This is a genomic window from Maribacter luteocoastalis (genome assembly GCF_048890225.1).
GTDB lineage: Bacteria > Bacteroidota > Bacteroidia > Flavobacteriales > Flavobacteriaceae > Maribacter > Maribacter luteocoastalis.
This window is the reverse complement of the sequence record NZ_JBMFZG010000009.1, coordinates 91,416-109,256: the sequence shown is the minus strand read 5'-3', so window position 1 is coordinate 109,256 and position 17,841 is coordinate 91,416. Positions and strand designations below refer to the sequence as shown.

18 protein-coding genes are annotated in these 17,841 nt (G+C 37.8%); 8 read left to right on the top strand and 10 right to left on the bottom strand.

From position 1 onward, the window contains the following. Window positions 1-8 precede the first annotated feature (8 nt). The 4 genes from ppk2 to ACOCEA_RS15455 all read right to left on the bottom strand — a co-directional run bounded on the left by ppk2 (window position 9) and on the right by ACOCEA_RS15455 (window position 5,587). Window positions 9-857 (bottom strand): polyphosphate kinase 2, encoded by an 849-nt coding sequence (gene ppk2, locus ACOCEA_RS15470; RefSeq protein ID WP_420757171.1) that lies wholly within the window; start codon window positions 855-857, stop codon window positions 9-11. Window positions 858-1,330: 473 nt separating this feature from the next. Next, entirely contained in the window at window positions 1,331-2,035 is a 705-nt protein-coding gene (locus ACOCEA_RS15465; protein WP_420757170.1) for an SGNH/GDSL hydrolase family protein, read from the bottom strand. 316 nt (window positions 2,036-2,351) lie between these two features. Further along, window positions 2,352-4,850 (bottom strand): ABC transporter permease, encoded by a 2,499-nt coding sequence (locus ACOCEA_RS15460; protein WP_420757256.1) that lies wholly within the window; start codon window positions 4,848-4,850, stop codon window positions 2,352-2,354. Between the two features lie 47 nt (window positions 4,851-4,897). Then, window positions 4,898-5,587, bottom strand: coding sequence for an ABC transporter ATP-binding protein (locus tag ACOCEA_RS15455; protein WP_420757169.1), 690 nt, complete (start codon window positions 5,585-5,587; stop codon window positions 4,898-4,900). 61 nt (window positions 5,588-5,648) lie between these two features. On the opposite strand from ACOCEA_RS15455, the gene ACOCEA_RS15450 reads away from it, so the two are divergent. Then, window positions 5,649-6,365 (top strand): arylesterase, encoded by a 717-nt coding sequence (locus tag ACOCEA_RS15450; protein ID WP_420757168.1) that lies wholly within the window; start codon window positions 5,649-5,651, stop codon window positions 6,363-6,365. Here the strand turns inward: ACOCEA_RS15450 and ACOCEA_RS15445 are convergent. The 3 genes from ACOCEA_RS15445 to ACOCEA_RS15435 form a co-directional block, all read right to left on the bottom strand. After that, complete coding sequence (locus ACOCEA_RS15445; RefSeq protein WP_420757167.1) at window positions 6,362-6,601, bottom strand: hypothetical protein; 240 nt, start codon at window positions 6,599-6,601, stop codon at window positions 6,362-6,364. The genes ACOCEA_RS15450 and ACOCEA_RS15445 overlap by 4 nt on opposite strands. 503 nt (window positions 6,602-7,104) lie before the next feature. After that, window positions 7,105-7,341, bottom strand: coding sequence for a hypothetical protein (locus tag ACOCEA_RS15440; RefSeq protein ID WP_420757166.1), 237 nt, complete (start codon window positions 7,339-7,341; stop codon window positions 7,105-7,107). 185 nt (window positions 7,342-7,526) lie between these two features. After that, window positions 7,527-8,207: a peptidoglycan DD-metalloendopeptidase family protein gene (locus tag ACOCEA_RS15435; protein ID WP_420757165.1), complete on the bottom strand. Its 681-nt coding sequence runs from the start codon at window positions 8,205-8,207 to the stop codon at window positions 7,527-7,529. 102 nt (window positions 8,208-8,309) lie between these two features. On the opposite strand from ACOCEA_RS15435, the gene msrA reads away from it, so the two are divergent. The 4 genes from msrA to ACOCEA_RS15415 all read left to right on the top strand — a co-directional run bounded on the left by msrA (window position 8,310) and on the right by ACOCEA_RS15415 (window position 12,638). Further along, entirely contained in the window at window positions 8,310-9,011 is a 702-nt protein-coding gene (gene msrA / locus ACOCEA_RS15430; protein ID WP_420757164.1) for a peptide-methionine (S)-S-oxide reductase MsrA, read from the top strand. A gap of 74 nt (window positions 9,012-9,085) precedes the next feature. Then, on the top strand, window positions 9,086-10,465 hold the full coding sequence (locus ACOCEA_RS15425) for a 3-keto-disaccharide hydrolase (RefSeq protein WP_420757163.1): 1,380 nt from the start codon (window positions 9,086-9,088) through the stop codon (window positions 10,463-10,465). A 2-nt stretch (window positions 10,466-10,467) separates the two neighbouring features. Next, entirely contained in the window at window positions 10,468-11,796 is a 1,329-nt protein-coding gene (locus ACOCEA_RS15420) for a Gfo/Idh/MocA family oxidoreductase (protein WP_420757162.1), read from the top strand. Between the two features lie 107 nt (window positions 11,797-11,903). After that, complete coding sequence (locus tag ACOCEA_RS15415; RefSeq protein ID WP_420757161.1) at window positions 11,904-12,638, top strand: sugar-binding protein; 735 nt, start codon at window positions 11,904-11,906, stop codon at window positions 12,636-12,638. Here ACOCEA_RS15415 and ACOCEA_RS15410 read toward each other — a convergent pair whose 3' ends face one another. The 3 genes from ACOCEA_RS15410 to ACOCEA_RS15400 are packed head-to-tail and all read right to left on the bottom strand — an operon-like array spanning window position 12,639 to window position 15,169. Continuing rightward, window positions 12,639-14,090, bottom strand: coding sequence for a hypothetical protein (locus ACOCEA_RS15410; RefSeq protein ID WP_420757160.1), 1,452 nt, complete (start codon window positions 14,088-14,090; stop codon window positions 12,639-12,641). Continuing rightward, window positions 14,062-14,643, bottom strand: a complete 582-nt coding sequence (locus ACOCEA_RS15405) for a hypothetical protein (protein WP_420757159.1) — start codon at window positions 14,641-14,643, stop codon at window positions 14,062-14,064. The genes ACOCEA_RS15410 and ACOCEA_RS15405 overlap by 29 nt, the downstream gene beginning before the upstream one ends. Continuing rightward, a complete protein-coding gene (locus tag ACOCEA_RS15400; protein WP_420757158.1) occupies window positions 14,627-15,169 on the bottom strand; it encodes an RNA polymerase sigma factor in 543 nt (180 codons plus the stop codon). The genes ACOCEA_RS15405 and ACOCEA_RS15400 overlap by 17 nt, the downstream gene beginning before the upstream one ends. A gap of 106 nt (window positions 15,170-15,275) precedes the next feature. Between ACOCEA_RS15400 and ACOCEA_RS15395 the strand changes: the two genes are divergently transcribed. Genes ACOCEA_RS15395 through meaB form a run of 3 tightly spaced genes read left to right on the top strand, consistent with a single transcriptional unit; the run spans window position 15,276 to window position 17,814 of the window. Continuing rightward, window positions 15,276-16,184, top strand: a complete 909-nt coding sequence (locus tag ACOCEA_RS15395) for an aldose epimerase family protein (RefSeq protein WP_420757157.1) — start codon at window positions 15,276-15,278, stop codon at window positions 16,182-16,184. Between the two features lie 35 nt (window positions 16,185-16,219). Beyond that, entirely contained in the window at window positions 16,220-16,777 is a 558-nt protein-coding gene (locus ACOCEA_RS15390; protein ID WP_420757156.1) for a DUF2911 domain-containing protein, read from the top strand. 17 nt (window positions 16,778-16,794) lie between these two features. Further along, window positions 16,795-17,814, top strand: a complete 1,020-nt coding sequence (gene meaB / locus ACOCEA_RS15385; RefSeq protein WP_420757255.1) for a methylmalonyl Co-A mutase-associated GTPase MeaB — start codon at window positions 16,795-16,797, stop codon at window positions 17,812-17,814. Window positions 17,815-17,841: the final 27 nt, after the last annotated feature.

Here is a 17,841-nt window from a genome sequence, read left to right as displayed (position 1 = left end):
TGGCCCTATTAAATATCTATTTGCACTGCACTTCGGTGGTATCCCATGATCACATTTGGATCCGGTAAAAGTGTTACCTTGGATTGCCCTTTACCATCATAATCAAATTGGGACAGCACATAGCGCATACTCTCCAGACGTGCCTGTTTTTTACTGTTTGTTTTTACAATGACCCATGGGCTATAATTGGTATGTGTCTTACTGAACATCTGTTCCTTATAGTGCGTATACTCGTCCCATAAACCCTGACCTTTCATATCTACCGGGCTAAATTTCCACCGCTTTAAGGGATTATTTAAACGGGAATCAAATCTTTTCTTTTGTTCTTCCTTAGAGATCGAAAACCAAAACTTGATGATTTTTACATTATCCTCATATAACAAATGTTCATATTCCGGAACCTGGACAATAAACTTTTTGTATTGATCCTCTGTGCAAAAACCCATAACCGGCTCTACCACGGCCCTATTGTACCAGCTCCTGTCAAAAAATACAATCTCACCCGGATTGGGCAGTACTTTAATATATCTTCTAAAGTACCATTGCCCCTGTTCTTCATTGGTAGGTTTGTTAAGTGCCACCACACGGGCGGTTCTTGGGTTTAAATGCTCGTTAAACCTTTTTATGGAGCCTCCTTTTCCAGCGGCATCCCTACCCTCAAAAATTACGGCGACCCTCATGTTCTTATCGGCAACCCATTTCTGTAGACTCACTAGTTCTGACTGTAACTCCCGTAATTCTGCTTCGTAGCTTAATTTCCTAAGTGTTTTTTCTATAGGAATGTTATTTTTTTTGGCTATTTTTTTTAAATCGGACCGGGTTTTCGCTTTGGTCAAATGTTCACTGGTAAACTCCATTCGTATTTTTTTCTTGTATTTATGTTCTTGCCGAACACGGGAAGGTTATGGTTTTAAAAATAAAGAATTTATTCCCAAAAATGTTAAAATACTGGTGGATTTTGATTGCCAGGAAAGATTGGATGCAAATATGGATAGATACCTAGGTTGTGGTATTTTCTATTTTTAAGAATTTCTCAATTCAATTCTTTTTCTAGGTTTGGTCAATATATGGGTTCAACGGTTTAGCGAAGTGTAGTGCGTAGGTACGCCATCTGCGACAGCAGTGGGCGAGTTGGCGCGCTGGCCAGTTTCTGTCTGCATTTTTAGCCAGAGCTTTTTGTTAAGTTTTATTTTTTGTTCCAAAGCTAAAAACATAAGATTTGGCGGACTTGGCAAATAAAACCAAGCCATTAAATTTAGCACTTTATGCCCTATTTGCCTTAGGTATTGTTGGCAACTGTGTTTTTCCCGTTTGGATTTTCAGAAATATTTCATTCAGGTTTTGATATTGGATAATATCCTCCAGATTTTTTTAGGTCTAAAACTTTTTCATATGCTCTTTCACTTATTATTTCAGATTTGGATTTGTCTATTTTAATTAAATCAACAAGTGAATCGTTATAAGTAATTCCATCAAGTTGATCTATGAAAGGTCCAGTTATTTCTCCGATAAATGAAATACTTTTATTTTGAGTTATGGTCGAATATAGGACATTGGCCGTAACAAAAGAGCCAAGTGGAGTTGGATGTAGATTATCGTCCTGATAGAGTTGCCAATTGTTTTTTTCTTCTAATATACTTTTCCATGTGTAGCTTACCGGAGAAAGTGCAAGACCAAGTTCTTTGGCAATTTTCATATAAGAATAGTCCAAGATTTCTCCGTCTATCTTGGGTACGTTTTTTCGAGCATACAATGAGATAATTATGGTTTTGGCACCTCGTTTTTTGATCATTGAATCAAATTTTCTAACGCTTTCGTAAAATGATTCACTTTCTTTTACTCTTTGAACACCGTTCACTACGTAATTTTCTCCCAATGTACTTTGTTCGTTGAGAACTACAAAATCCCAACTCTGGGAATCAAGCGTTTTTTCGACAATCCCTTCGTTCAAATGGTCTTGTAGGGTATTGCCACCAAACGCAATTAATTTTGTCTTTATGTCCTGTCCATTTTTATTGCCAATGTATTCAAGCATTATTGGCATATTATTGAAATAAATACTACTGTTGCCGACTAAAAGGACATTTAAAGTTTTGTTATTGTGTTGATAGCAAGAATTTAAAATCGGGATTAATAATGCCAACTGGGCAAGAACAATAATTTGCTTTAATCCATTCATTCAAAATTCCCTTTATTAGGATGTCTAAAGTTAAATTTAGGCAATCATTTTAAATCGAGCTGATACAGTTGCCAACAAAAATGTATATGTATAATTAAACTTATTCCTAATGTAGGAACACCCCTAAAATACAGATTGTAGGATAATAAAACAGCTAAATAAGATATTATTCCTATGCGGTCTCTTTTCTTAATACTTGTAATGGGGGACTATTTAACACCTGCCTGCTGTTAGACAGACCTATTAACAATACCAAAAGTGTAATTCCTGGGAATACCACCAAAAAGGGTATTACCGAAGGCACAAAAGGTGTTTCAAATAGAAACAATGCCAATAACTGGCTACTCAATAAGGAAAGTAAAATACCAATACCACTTCCCAAAACACCTAAATACAGGTATTCCAAGGCCGTAATCTGTAGTATCTGCTTGCTCTTGGCACCGAGTGTGCGCAGCAATACATTCTCACGAATACGTTGATGTTTACTATTTCGTACCGAGCCAATAAGCACAATTATTCCGGTTAGGATGCTAAAAAATGCCATAAAACTAATGACCCAAGATATCTTGTCCAAAATACCTTCTATAAGGTTGATTACCTGTCTCAAATCCAAGACACTCACATTAGGGAACTGCTTTACCAATTGCCGTTGTAAATTTGCCGAGGCCACCTTGTCTGGCGCATTGGTGGTCAACACATGAAACTGTGGTGCATTCTCCAAAACCCCTGTGGGAAATACCACGGAAAAGTTTAATTGCATTCTGCCCCAATCTACTTGGCGTATGCTTCCTACAACGGTTTCCATAAGCATACCTTGTACATTGAACAGCAAGGTGTCGCCAACAATCACCTGTGCATCCCCCGCTACATTATCCGATAAGGAAATAAGTACCGGTTGCCCAGGTACATATGGGCCATTAAAATCTCCAGAAACCAACTTCTCGGAACCAATAAGGGAATCCCTATAGGTTACCCTAAACTCATGGTTTAAAATCCATTTGTTTATTGATGTAGTGGTATCTAAGCGGATATCGTTTACAGTTCTATCCTTTATACGTTCCAATCGCATGGTAATAATGGGAATATTATCCAGTATGGGCAATCCTTTAGGGGTAATGGTATTTATAACATCGGCCTTTTGGTTCGTCTGCACATCAAACAAAATAATATTAGGACTGGTCTCATTGGCTTCAAGCGTAGCTTTGGCCATTAAAAAATCCTTCGTAAAATATAGGGTGCTTATCAAAAAGCTACCGATACCAATAGCCAATATCAAAACCGCTGTCTGATTATTAGGCCTAAAAAGGTTCAGTAAACTTTGGCGTGCGGTAAAACTCCATGATTTAGGAAAGTAGCGTTTCACCAATCTCATAAAAAATAAGGCTACGCCCCCTAAAATAGCAAAGGTTATTAGGATACCTACCACAAAACTTAGGGCAAAGGTAAACCTACCCAGTAGCCAAAAGGCGAAAAGAAAAACGAAGAGTACAATAGCAAAAAGTACGGTAATTTGGGCTTTTTTGGACTTGTCTTTATTTGTTTCCTGTACCCTTAGCACTTGTAATGGAGATACATACCAAGTGGTAATCAATGGTGAAAGGGCAAATAATACGGACATGAATAGCCCGAGTAACAACCCAACAACAATAGATTGGTATGAGGTGCTGATTTCTACCGTAAAAGGCAAAAACTCCTGTAAAATCATGGGAAATGACTGCTGTAGCAATAGTCCGATAGCAGTGCCTATAATACCACCTACCAATCCCATACCGGCTATCTGAATCAAATAAATAAGAAAGGTCTGCTTTCTGGTCGCCCCCAAACATTTTAAAACTGCAACGGCCTTTAATTTTTCCTTAATGTAAATATGGACTGAGCTGGCAATGCCCACACAACCCAATAATAGGGCAATAAACGCCACTAAATTTAAAAACCTACCTACGTTGTCATACCTTCTTCCCAAGCGCTGACTTGTAGCGGTATGGGTGTCCATATCGGCATTTTGCTCGTCCAACAAAGGGTCTACCGCTTTATCCAAGGCTTTTAAGTCTGCATCGGGATCAACAAAATAATAATTATACCCTAGCCTACTCCCTTTCTGTAGCAGTCCACTAGGTTCCATAAACTTAAAAGGCACTATGACGGGAGGCGCTACCGAAGCCCCTATGCCCGTACTCCCTGGAGCGGTAATCAAGGAACCGATAATAGGAAAGGTACTATTACCCAATTTAATACTATCACCAGGTTTAAGGTCAAACTGCAACATAACGGTAGCGTCTACCAAAGCACCCTCCTTAACTTGATAGGTTTTTGCCGCTGCAACAGGTTCAGTTTCCAATTCTCCATAAAAGGGAAAACCACCCTCAATTCCCCTAACCTGTACTAATTTTGCCGCGCCCGATTTTGGAAAAGCTGCCATGGAGGCAAAATTTACTTCCATAGCATCATAGCCACCCAAGGAATCTATAATTTCCAAAACGCGCTCATTGGCTGGCTGGTTACTGTCTATAAGATAGTCTGCCCCCATGAGTGCTTTTGACTGCAGTCCAATATTATCTTGTAAATTATCACTAAACGATTGTATGGCCACAACAGCAGCTATTCCCAAAACTATGGATGCCATAAAAAGAAACAAGCGCTTACCACTTGCCTTACTATCGCGCCAAGCCATTTTAAAAAGCCAGCTGATTGGTGTGGTGGAAGAATTTTTTATATCGCTCAAGCTACAGGGTTTATTTCATTAGAAATTAATTTGCCACCTTTTAAGCGTATCACTTTTTGGGTAAGTTTGGCCAAATCAAGGTCGTGTGTAACAATGACCAAAGTGGTGCCCATTTCCTTATTTAGGTCAAAAAGGAGCTTTATGACCTTCTCCCCTGTTTCCTCATCCAAGTTTCCAGTAGGTTCATCTGCAAACAATATCTCGGGTGTATTGGAAAAGGCCCTGGCTAATGCCACTCTTTGTTGTTCCCCACCTGAAAGTTGAGAAGGATAATGGTCATGCCTATTTCCCAAACCTACTTTTTCCAATAGTTCACGGGCATCCGATAGCGCATTAGGGGCACCTTGCAATTCTAAGGGTACACTTACATTTTCCAATGCCGTCAATGTGGGCAACAATTGAAAATCCTGAAAAATAAAGCCTACTTTTTTATTTCTTAGCAAGGCCCTTTGGTCCTCATTTAAGCTGCTTAATTCGCTGCCACATAATTCTATTGTGCCTTCATCTGTTTGGTCCAATCCCGCGCAGAGCCCTAAAAGAGTGGTTTTTCCACTTCCTGAAGGACCTACGATAGCAAATGTGTCCCCTGCATTGATAGCAAAAGAAATAGAATCCAGGACCGTTAATTTTTTTGAACCACTGGTATAGGTTTTCCTTAGGTTGTTAACGTTTAATATCTTTGTCATAAATCATTTTGTACAAGCGAACAAAATAAGCAAATGATTTTGATTTATAGAACCCTAGCCTATGCACAAAGTATTAAAGTTTAGTTATTTTTTATTGGTATGCCTATTCATCAATTGTGGGGAACAACCAGCAAAAGTAAAATCTAATAATACTACCGACCGGGTAGAAACAGTACAACAAGAGGAAGTTTCCACAGATGATAAAACCATATTGTTTTTTGGCAATAGCCTTACCGCCGCCTATGGCTTGGAGAAAGAGCAAGGGTTTCCGCATCAAATTCAACTAAAACTAGATTCACTTGGATTGGTATACAAGGTGATTAATTCCGGATTGAGTGGGGAGACCACTTCTGGCGGACTTAACCGTTTGGATTGGGTACTGAACCAAAAGGTAGATGTGTTTGTTTTGGAGCTTGGTGCCAATGACGGGTTACGTGGTATTCCTTTAAACAAGACCAAAGAAAATTTACAGACGATTATAGATAAGGTGAAAGAAAAAAATGCCAATACCCAGATAATTTTAGCGGGCATGCAAATTCCACCAAATATGGGACCTGAATATACTACACAGTTTAGAAATATTTTCCCCAGTTTGGCAATGGAAAATGACATTGCCTTGATACCTTTTTTATTGGAAGGTGTAGCTGGAAATCCGGAGCTAAATTTAGAAGATGGTATTCACCCTACTGCAGAGGGCCAAAAAATAGTGGCCAACAATGTATGGACCGTATTAGAAAAAATGGTAACAAAAGAGAAAGAAACCGTATCAATGGACTAAGCCAATTTTACAATTTTACACTTTACTTTAAAAGCCAAAGCCCGTTTTACCCTGGAATTCTTAAGTACATAAATACCTGTTATTGCAGGGAACCCACCTTCACCAAAATTAGTTTGGTGAACCGTTTGGGACATGGGTAAAGCAATGGTTTTCACCTTTACTTCAGAATTTCGGTGCTGGGCCATAGCGCAGGTCCCCATACAGATAACAAGTAATAAAAAAAGAATATATCGCATTAGTAGGTTGTTTGGTGATTATATAACTGATGGTAATGCCCTTTTAGAATTCGCCTTTCGACAAACGGTCTATTTTCACCGATGAAATACATTTTTTTCGATGAATAACACCTTCCTACATTTTTTTTCCTACAAATAATCCTTCCATTCATCGATGATTTTATGCGTTTAATCAATTTAATAAGCTTATTCCTACAAAATGTTTGAATTGATGGGTCTAATCACTTAATAACATTAGTTGTGTACTGAAATACAAGTAGTTAAACAAAGGCAATAGTTCTATTATCTCTAGTCTAATATTTCAAATCTAAAAACTTCTGGTATATAAGAACACCAAGGAAAGGACACTTCTATTATGAACACCAAAAAGAACTGGATTCCCTATACTCTTTTTGATCTACTCACTACAACATACTTTGTACTTCCAACTTTGTACTTTGTACTTCCAACTTTGTACTTCCAACTTTGTACTTAATACTTGTACTTGATACTTTATAACTCGATTAAGCCATTTTAGCTTTGTTTCTTTTGGTAGTGAAAGACAACTCTTTTTTTATTGTTGAGAATTTTCTTTTGTACAGTCTGGCAACCTCGGCCTTGCTCTCCAATTTAATTTCGTTGGTAGTTTCTGTAACACTCGTCATTTCAACCGTCTCAGCATTTATAGCTGTAGTATTGTTTTGGGCTTGTGCAGCTGTTCCGATGAAGATGATAAAGATGATGGTTGCTATTGTTTTCATGACTTGCGTTTGTTACACTATTATAACTTGCGCAAGTGTATTTTGAAGGGTTCCCATTCGCTGAAAAACATACATTTCTCGTTATGCTGCAACAACTGGGACAAAGTGTATTTTTTGCTCGATAAACGACATCAAGCCTAAAAACACCTTACCGAAAAAAGGTGTTTTTTATCGGTAATTCTACCTTATAGGTTGAGTAGTAAATTAGGGTTTGGGCAATTATTTTGAAAATAATCCAAATCTTTGGCAGCACAGACTCCGGGATAATCCCCTTGGTAGCCCTGCATATCCTTTATTAACTGAAAATGAAGATGTGGGGCATAGTTTACATTAATATCCGGTGTACCCAATGCACCCAAAACACTCCCCTTTTTAAATACTTTTCCCTCGAATAAATCATCCAGTGATGCCAAGGAAAGGTGTCCGTACAGAGAAAAAAAAGTATGGATGCCCTCATCATGGCGCAGAACAATGGTTGGTCCATAGTCACCCGAAACCGCATTATTTTTAAAACTATGAACTACACCATCAATCGGTGTAATCACCTCAGTATGTGCATCACACCAAAAATCCACACCTAAATGAATGTCCCTCTTAAGCCCGTTCGCAGCATTAAAATTAGATTTATCCGCGTAGAGATTACGTTGTTCCAAATAGCCACCATAGGCCACCTTTCCCTTTTTCTGCTCTAAAACCTCATCAATATATACCTGACAGGCAACGGGGTCAGTGATATCAAAAACTTTTAACGACCCATTATTTATAGATAAGTCCATAGGTACATAGCTGTCCATGGATATTCGACTATCCAAAATTGCTATTCCCGATTTGGAAAGTACCTTTAAGTGATTCACCAATGTGTTCATCCCATAAAAATAATACTAGATTCCTTTACCTTAACATTTTTTAACCATTTCTACTGTAAGGACTTTGTACCTTACCTACCCCAACCATGAAAAGAAAATAACATGAAACTACTTCAAATATCACTACTAGCTGTAGCTACTTTATTCGTTACCAGTTGTCAGTCCAAGACAAAAAAAATCGATTCCCAACCTGAAAGCACTGCGGCGGTAAAGGAACAAACCACAAAAAAGGCCAAGCTAAACCCACAAGACCTTAGCGAATATGAAACTGCATATTTTGCCAGTGGTTGCTTTTGGTGCGTGGAGGCAATTTTTGAAAGCGTAAAAGGCGTAAAGGAAGTTATCTCTGGTTACGCCGGAGGAAAAGAGGACAATCCAACCTATGAAATGGTTGGTAGTGGGCAAAGTACCCATGCAGAGGCAGTAGAAGTATATTATGACCCAAAGGAAATATCCTTCACTGCATTGGTTCAGGTGTTTTTTGGCTCGCATGACCCAACTACCTTAAACAGACAAGGACCAGACCGTGGTACACAGTACCGTTCCATAGCTTTTTACAAAAATGAAAAAGAGAAAAAAATTATCGAGGGTTATATACAAGCTTTAAGGGACCAAGACGTATACAGCGGCGCCCCAATAACTACAGAGGTCACTCCGTTTAGCAAATTTTATAAGGCAGAGGAGTATCATCAGGACTACGAACGCAAACATCCCAATAATTCCTATATCAGAAATGTCTCCATTCCAAGGTTAAATAGGTTTAAGGAAAACTTTGGTGATTATTTAAAGGAAAATTCCCATTAAAACAATAGGAATTAATTTGTATCTTCAAGCGTCTTTTTTAAGACGCTTTTTTATTAATTAACAACAACCAATTTATGAACACTAGAACCAATCCTATTGCTTTAGGTCTACTCTGCCTAGGGCTTTTATTTAGCTGCAAACAAGAACCCAAAGATGATACCCCATGGGTTTCCCTCTTTGATGGCGAATCCTTTAATGGTTGGACCCAATTAGGAGGTGAAGCAAATTATACCATACGCGATAACAGTGTTGTTGGTACTACAGTGAGCGATACGCCCAATTCCTTTATGACCACAGATAAAATGTATGGAGATTTTATTTTAGAACTGGATTATTTGGTAGATTCTACAATGAATTCCGGGATTCAGATTCGAAGTAATAGCTACCCTCACTATATGGATGGGCGGGTACATGGCTATCAAATAGAAATAGACCCTTCTGACAGGGCTTGGAGTGCCGGTATTTATGATGAGGCAAGAAGGGGATGGTTAAACCCAATGACCTCCAATCCCGAAGCACAAAAAGCATTTAAGCAAAATGATTGGAACCATTACCGTATTGAGGCCATTGGTGATACCATAAAAACGTGGATAAATGATGTGCCGGCTGCACACCTTATAGATGACAAAACCTCTCAAGGATTTATAGCCCTACAGGTACATAGTATTTATGGAGACAATACAGAGGGAACGGAAATTATCTGGAAGAACATTAAAATATTGACCGATAGTTTATCAAAATATAGTCGCAGTACACCTATACAACCAATCATAACTAAAAATGCACTTGGTGTTGATGAGGCTAAGAAAGGCTGGAAAATGCTGTGGGATGGTGAAACTACCAACGGATGGCGTGGTGCCCGTTTAGATGAGTTTCCGGAACAGGGATGGGAAATAAATGACGGTGTACTTACGGTATTGTCTTCTGGTGGTGCAGAATCTGCAGCTGGTGGTGATATCGTAACCAAAGAGCTTTATGGTGATTTTGAACTTATGGTAGATTTTAAAATAACCGAAGGTGCCAATAGTGGTATAAAATATTATGTAGATACTGATATCAATAAGGGTCCTGGATCATCTATTGGTCTGGAATATCAGATTTTAGATGATGAAAGACATCCAGATGCCAAATTAGGAAACCATGACGGTAGTAGAACAATCTCTTCTTTGTACGATCTTATACAAGCAGATCCTAATAAGCATGTAAACCCCATAGGGGAATGGAATACAGCACATATTATTTCGAAGGATGGCCATGTAGAGCATTGGTTAAATGGCATGAAGGTTTTGGAATATGAACGTGGAAGTGAAGCCTATAAAAAATTGGTTTCTGAAAGTAAATATGTGCAATGGCCAAATTTTGGAGAGTCTGAAAAAGGACATATACTCCTACAAGATCATGGAGACAAGGTATCCTTTAAAAACATAAAGATAAAACCAATCACAAAAGACTAAACATGACCACAAGAAGAAACTTTATAAAAAAAACAACGGCAAGTACAGCTGCCATTACTCTGGGAAGTCTGGTATTGCCAACAAAATCCTTTGCCGGTATACTTGGTTCCAATGACCAAATCAACTGTGCCATTATTGGGGTGAGAAGTAGGGCAAAAGCCCATGTAAAGGCTATTCATACAGACTCCAATGCCAAAATTCTGTATAGCTGTGATGTAGATGATGTCATCTTGGAAGAACACAATACATGGTGCCAGGAAAACATTGGCTATATCCCTAAGGTTGAAAAAGACTTTAGAAAGGTCCTTGAGGATAAAAATGTAGATGCTGTTTTTATAGCCACACCGGAACATTGGCATGCGCCTATGGCCATTTTGGCCTTACAAGCTGGAAAGCATGTATATGTGGAAAAACCTTGTAGCCACAATCCCTACGAAAATGACCTTTTGGTAGCCGCGCAAAAAAAATATGGAAAAAAGGTCCAGATGGGAAATCAACAGCGATCTGCCAATACTTCTATAAGTGCTATTAAGGACATTAGGGATGGTATTATTGGAGAAGCTTACAAAGGAGAGGCCTATTATTCAAACAACAGAGGTTCCATTGGAAAAGGTAAAGTAATAGATGTACCAAAAACATTGGACTGGGAGTTATGGCAAGGACCTGCATTAAGAGATAAATATAAAGACAACGTTCACCCATACAACTGGCATTGGTTCAGAAACTATGGTACAGGCGAAATACATAACAACGGAACTCATGAAATTGATATTTGCCGTTGGGCACTTGGCGTTGACCTTCCTAACAGTGTTACCTCCTTTGGTGGAAAATACACCTTTGACGATGATTGGGAGTTTGTAGATAATCAACAAGTGACTTATACTTTTAATAATGATAAGTTTATTACCTGGACAGGACATAGTCGTGCTATCATGAAACCAGACAGACCTGGTCGTGGCATAACCATTTACGGTAGTAAGGGAAGTATAATGCTAGACCGTAATTTTTATCAGTTGTATGACCTTCAAGGAAATCTATTGAAAGAAGAAAAGGAAGGCGGAGCCAGTGAAACAACGAACACGAGAGGTGAAGGCCAACTAGATGTAAACCATATAGCCAACTTCTTTAATGCTATAAGACAGGATGAAAGTTTACATTCTGACATTAAAGATGCCAGCATTTCCACAATGTTATGCCATTTAGGGAATATGGCTCAGGACGCTGGAGAAACCTTAAAGATCGACAATACTACTGGAAAGGTTTTGAACAACGAAATGGCCATGAATTTTTGGAAAAGGGAGTATACCCAAGGTTGGGAACCTAAATTATAAAAGAGTAGGTAGTAATTAAGTTTAAAAAGGGATTTGCAGTACTAAAATACAATTTCCAATGTAGGAAATTACTATATTTAGTATTTCAAATCCCAAACTTATGACCTATGAAAAGAGTTTTTACAGCTACTTTCGCCCTTGTTCTATTCTCATGTAACACCCATAAGCACAAGGAAGACAAGGCCATCATTGAGGTTTCATATACCGATAACACCTTTACCCTTGATGGTACAGCAGCAGAAAATTTTTGGAATCTAATTTCTTGGAACCCTTTAGACCAAAATTGGCTTGGGGGACCTTATGACCATGAAGACTTTAATGGCAGATATAAATTGGCTTGGAACGAAGAAGGTCTCTACCTACTAATTGAGATTACGGATGATGTCTTGTATGACCGTACCAAAGACCCCTTAAAGTTATGGTGGAACGATGATTGTGTTGAAATTTTTATTGACGAGGATAACTCTGGAGGCCTACACCAGTATAACCACAATGCTTTTGCTTATCATATAGCCTTAGACGGTAATGTAGTGGACCTTGCTCCTGACAAGTCTCCCAGATTATTTAACAATCATATTAGTTCCAAACATAGTACAACCGATAATCTAACTACCTGGGAAATTAAACTAAAAGTATTTGATGATACTTATAATGACGACAACACTAGTAAACCGGTAATGTTAAAAGCTGAAAAGAAAATTGGCTTTGCGCTAGCTTATTGTGATAATGATGAGAGTACGGAAAGGGAAAACTTTATAGGATCGGTATTTGTACCGGGAGAGGATAAAAATCAAGGTTGGATAAATGCAGATATATTTGGGACATTACTTTTGAAGAAATAGCTATTCCAGCACCACTTCACTATAATCTGAAGTAATTATGATAGACCTAGAACTACCGTCTTTCATGTGGTAACCTTTGTGAATTGTTGAACTACCATTTTTAGAAGTCTGCAATTGTAATGCTGCCGGCGAACTAAAACTAGAAGCATTTCCTTTTACATATATCGCTGTAGCCACTTTTGGAAGTTTCAATTTCAATTCTGCATTTTTCAATGAAACATCCAACTCTTTAAAATCATCCCCAAATTCCAATATATGCAAAGGGCCAAAATCATTTTTAATGTACGCTTTTTTAAGCAATTGCCCTATTGTGATATCTGAGGAAGTCGCTTGTAATTGTAGATCTATAACTTTGGACAAGGAAATATCTTTTGAATATTTCGTATTTAAGTTGCCATAATTCCACTCTTGAACTTTTATCGGAGAGTAAGCGGCAGTGACGATAGTTTCATTTCCATCAATAGTTGTTGCCCAAAGGCTTGAATGCGACAAGGTCGCATTCAAATTCCTTGTGTTTTTTGCCAATTTAACCTCACCATGCCTAACGTTCATTTTTATTTTGGTAGACTTGGGAAGCTTAATTTTAATATTCTTCTTTATCTTATAATTTTTGTTTTCACCATCGGTTGAAAAATAGAATATATTAGACTCATTATTATCACCGTTCTTATTCATAAAAATAGATTGTTCGTGGTACATCGCTGCTCTCGCCTCTCTAGCAGCTTCCATTGCAGCTCTTTGTTTTTCACGGATCTCTACCTTTTTTTCTTGCATTTCAGCTCGTTTTTCCTCTATCTCCACTCGCTTAATTTCACGTTCCTCTAAACGTTCTTCCATGGCCTTGGCACGTTCCTCCATGTTTTTTGCCCATTCTTCCAATCGTTTTTGATGCTTTTTATCAAAACTCTTTTGAAAATCCTTCTGCCACTTTTTCATGTATTTATCGCCATCCTTTTTATACGCCTCATAGTCAAAAGTAAAGGCTTTTGTTGTTGGCAAGGGAGGCATTTCAGCGACTTCAGGAAATGGTGCTATCTCAGGCATTTCCATAACAAAAGAAGCAATTTCAGGAATTTCAATATGCATCTCATCCAAATCAACATGCACATCCTGATCCGTAATAAAAATGTTCCTTGAGGATTTGGAACTAACCGTAATTTTCTGACTGTTACCCATGATTTCAATGGGCATAGATTCAAAATAAGACGTGGCCTCTTCCTTTGTAGCACCTTCCAATTCTACTGTTGCGGTAATTTCTACCGTACTCTTGTCCCAGGTCTCAAACTCGATATCGGCATAACTGGTATTTATGTCTAAAACTGCATCTTCTGACACATTAAAGGTTTCTGAAAATGTTTTACTTTCCTTTTGGGCAAAAGCCCCGGAAACCAGTGTAAAAAATCCTAAGGCAATGATAAGTTGCTTAGATACTATTTTGGGTGATCTGTTCATTTTTTGATGATTTTAATTGATTTAACTTCTTTTTTAATTTCTGTAATAATTGTAATCGTAATTGTAAATTTTCAATCAACGCGCTAATAGTTTGGTCATTGGGACCTAGTTCATTTAATTCTTTATTTAGATCCATGTATTCCATATTTAACTCAGCCAGTCTGTCCATAAAGCTGTCTACCAAGTTTTTGTTTTCCTTAGAAATCTCCAACTTGGACAGTTCAAGATTAATATTGGCCACATAATAGTTCTCTACCTTTTTTAAATCTGGCGAAAGGTCACCAAAAGAAAAATCCTCATTTTGCGGAATAGCATCTATATCCACTATGGTTGTAGGTACTTTGGTATCCATTTTTAATTGCAAAAAGCCTAAAAATCCAATTCCTATCAATACTATTATTGATGCAGCTGCATACCAAATCGTATTTAACCCTTTCTTCTTTATAGGCATAGCATCATTCAACTTTTGGAGAAAACGGTCTTCATGCCCCTGTTTTAAGCTGAACTTCTGCTTTTGTTCTTCCTTGAACAACTCCCTAAGATCCTGTCCCATATCGTCTTGTTTTTAATAATTCCTTTAGATATCCTTTTCCTCTAAGTAACCTTGTTCTACAAGTGGTCTCCGTAATATCCAATATTTGTGAAATCTCACTGTGATCATATCCTTCAACCAAAAAAAGAAGCACCACATACTTATATTTATCTGATAAATCATTAATAGCCAATTTTATATCGTCCAATTTTATACCTACTTCTATGTTCCAATTCTCATCTTCGACTGGGTGCATATAATTGTCATCCAATGCTACCAAATGTTCCTTCTTAGACTTTAAAAAATCAATACTCTTATTTATCACTATTTTTTTTAGCCATGCCCCAAAGGTTACCTCACCCTTAAATTGATGTATTTTTTGAAATGCCTTTATAAACGACTCTTGCAACACATCTTCGGCATCATCCGAATTTTTAACAAATCGCATGGCCACATTGTACATACCATCACAGTATTGCCTGTACAATTGTACCTGTGCTGAGCGGTCATTAGCCTTACATTTTTCTACAACATCAATCAGAAACATGGATTGGTTTGGTGTTTGTTTTTAGTTGTTGTTAATTTAAAGACGAAAGAAAAATAACGATGTTGCAAAAAACTTTTATTTTTACTGATCTTATTAAAATTTCCATTTGAAACAAGTTACAATATCCAACGAATTCATCACCATGATGGTCCTGGATTACGGTGCCACCATACAAAAGCTTTTGGTAAAAGGTAAGGACCATACATTTACCAATGTTGTTGTAGGTTACAATCATCCTAGTAGGTATCGATTGGATGAAAATTATCTTGGCGCCTGCGTTGGACGCTATGCCGGACGCATATCCAAAGGGGGATTTGAACTTGACAGGGAAAAATTTCACCTACAGCACAATGAAGGTGTGCATTTACATGGTGGCAAGGAAGGTTTTAACCAAAAATATTGGCATATTGAAGAAGTAGGTAAATCTAATGACCCATATGTTAAGCTCTCTTACAAAAGTAAACACTTAGAAGAAGGATATCCAGGTAATTTAACTGTGAACGTAACCTACAAACTTGTTGGTAATGCCCTGCAAATAGTACATGAGGCGATTACCGACAGAAGTACAGTGGTAAACCTTACCAACCATTCTTACTTTAAATTGGATGATAGTCCATATATAGATGATTACGAATTACAATTAAACTGTCCCTACGTATTGGAAACCAATGACAATTTATTGCCAACCGGCGATATTATTCCTGTAAGAAGGACCAGCTATGATTTTCTGCTGCCCAAACAAATTGGTGTACAACGTATGGATACCCCCTTTATTAAAGACATTGGAAATGAAAAGGTAGCCGAGGTCTCTTCACAAAGATCAGGCATATCCTTGAAAGTATACACTAACCAACCTGCATTAATAGTCTATACCCCTTTAGATTTTCCCGGCATCTGTTTTGAGACACAAAATTACCCAGATGCTCCTAACATACCAGATTTCCCAAACAGCGTACTTAGGCCAGGTGAATCCTATAATAACATCTCTATCTTTAAGTTTGATTTACTACCTTAGAAATTCTAATCACAAATTATTAAATAAAACCAATTATGAGATTTTTAAAACGACTAGTGATTACGTTGGCAGTTTTAGCTGCGTTATTCTTTTTTATTGGCTTGCCATATATGCAATCTCAAACAAAGAAATATAGCCCAGAGCAAACTGCCACCTATGATTTTAAAGGAGGAACCATAACAGTAAACTATTCTAGTCCATCTAAAAAAAATAGAATCATATTTGGTGAACTTGTACCATATGGACAGGTATGGCGTACCGGTGCCAACGAGCCCACCACATTTACAACTACCAATCAAATCAAAATCATTGACAAGTTATTACCTGCAGGCACATATTCCCTATGGACCATTCCAAATAAGGAAAATTGGAAAGTTATTTTTAATAAAGAAGTACCGGATTGGGGCGTTACCTTATTAAGTGGTGGTTCGGAAACCACAAGGGAACCAGAAGAAGATGTTATTGTCGTTGAAGTCCCCATTAAGGAACAAGTTAAACCAATAGAAAATTTTACCATTGCTTTTGAAGAAAAGGACCAATTGTACTTAGACCTTTTGTGGGACCAGGTAAAAGTTCAAGTACCCATTAATTAGCCTTAAAAAATTCTACCATTACAACAGGCAAGGACAAATCAAAATCAGTTACTGCTCCAGAAAACTTGGTTAAAGGTATTTTGGAAAATAATATAACTGCCTTAAGCCGGGCGATAACCATCATTGAAAGCAAAAAACCAGAACATCAGCAAATTGCCCAAGGTCTGATTAAAGCTTGTTTAGCATATAAAAAAGAAACCATTAGAATTGGTATCACTGGAGTACCAGGTGTAGGTAAAAGTACCTTTGTAGAAAAATTTGGCAAAATGCTTACTCTAGAAGGCAAGTATGTGGCCGTACTTACTGTAGACCCAACAAGTCAGCGAACCAGAGGTAGCATACTTGGTGACAAAACTCGAATGGAAACCTTAGCTGCAGACCCTAAGGCCTTTATTAGGCCCTCACCCTCTGGTGATACCTTGGGCGGTGTAGCCCGAAAAACCAGGGAAAGTATCATTTTACTAGAGGCTGCCGGTTACGATGTAATACTAATAGAAACCGTAGGTGTTGGACAAAACGAAACAGCTGTACAAGGCATGGTAGATTTCTTTCTCCTTTTAAAATTATCGGGAGCAGGTGATGAATTACAGGGCATAAAACGGGGTATCATTGAAATGGCAGATGCTATTGCCATAAACAAAGCGGATGGTGACAATATTAATAAAGCCAAACTTGCAAAAGAAGAATTTAAACAGGCCTTAAAATTGTTTCCTCCCAAAGACAATGGTTGGACCCCGACCGTTACCATGTGTTCTGCATTGGAAAACAAGGGATTGGATAAAATTTGGGTAACCATTTTAAGGAATACACAACAAACCAAACAAAGCGGATATTTTGATATGAAAAGAAAGGACCAGAACAAAAATTGGTTTAAGGAATATGTGGAAGAGTTATTGAAAATGAACTTTTATCAGCAAAATCAAGTTAGGGAAATGGTTCCTAAATTGGAGAAAAAGATAATTGAAGGTATCCTCTCCCCTTTTATGGCTGCCGAAGAACTCTTAGCTATGTATATAAAAACCAAGGAATCATCCTAAAACAGTTTTCGTAAAACCAAGTTTACC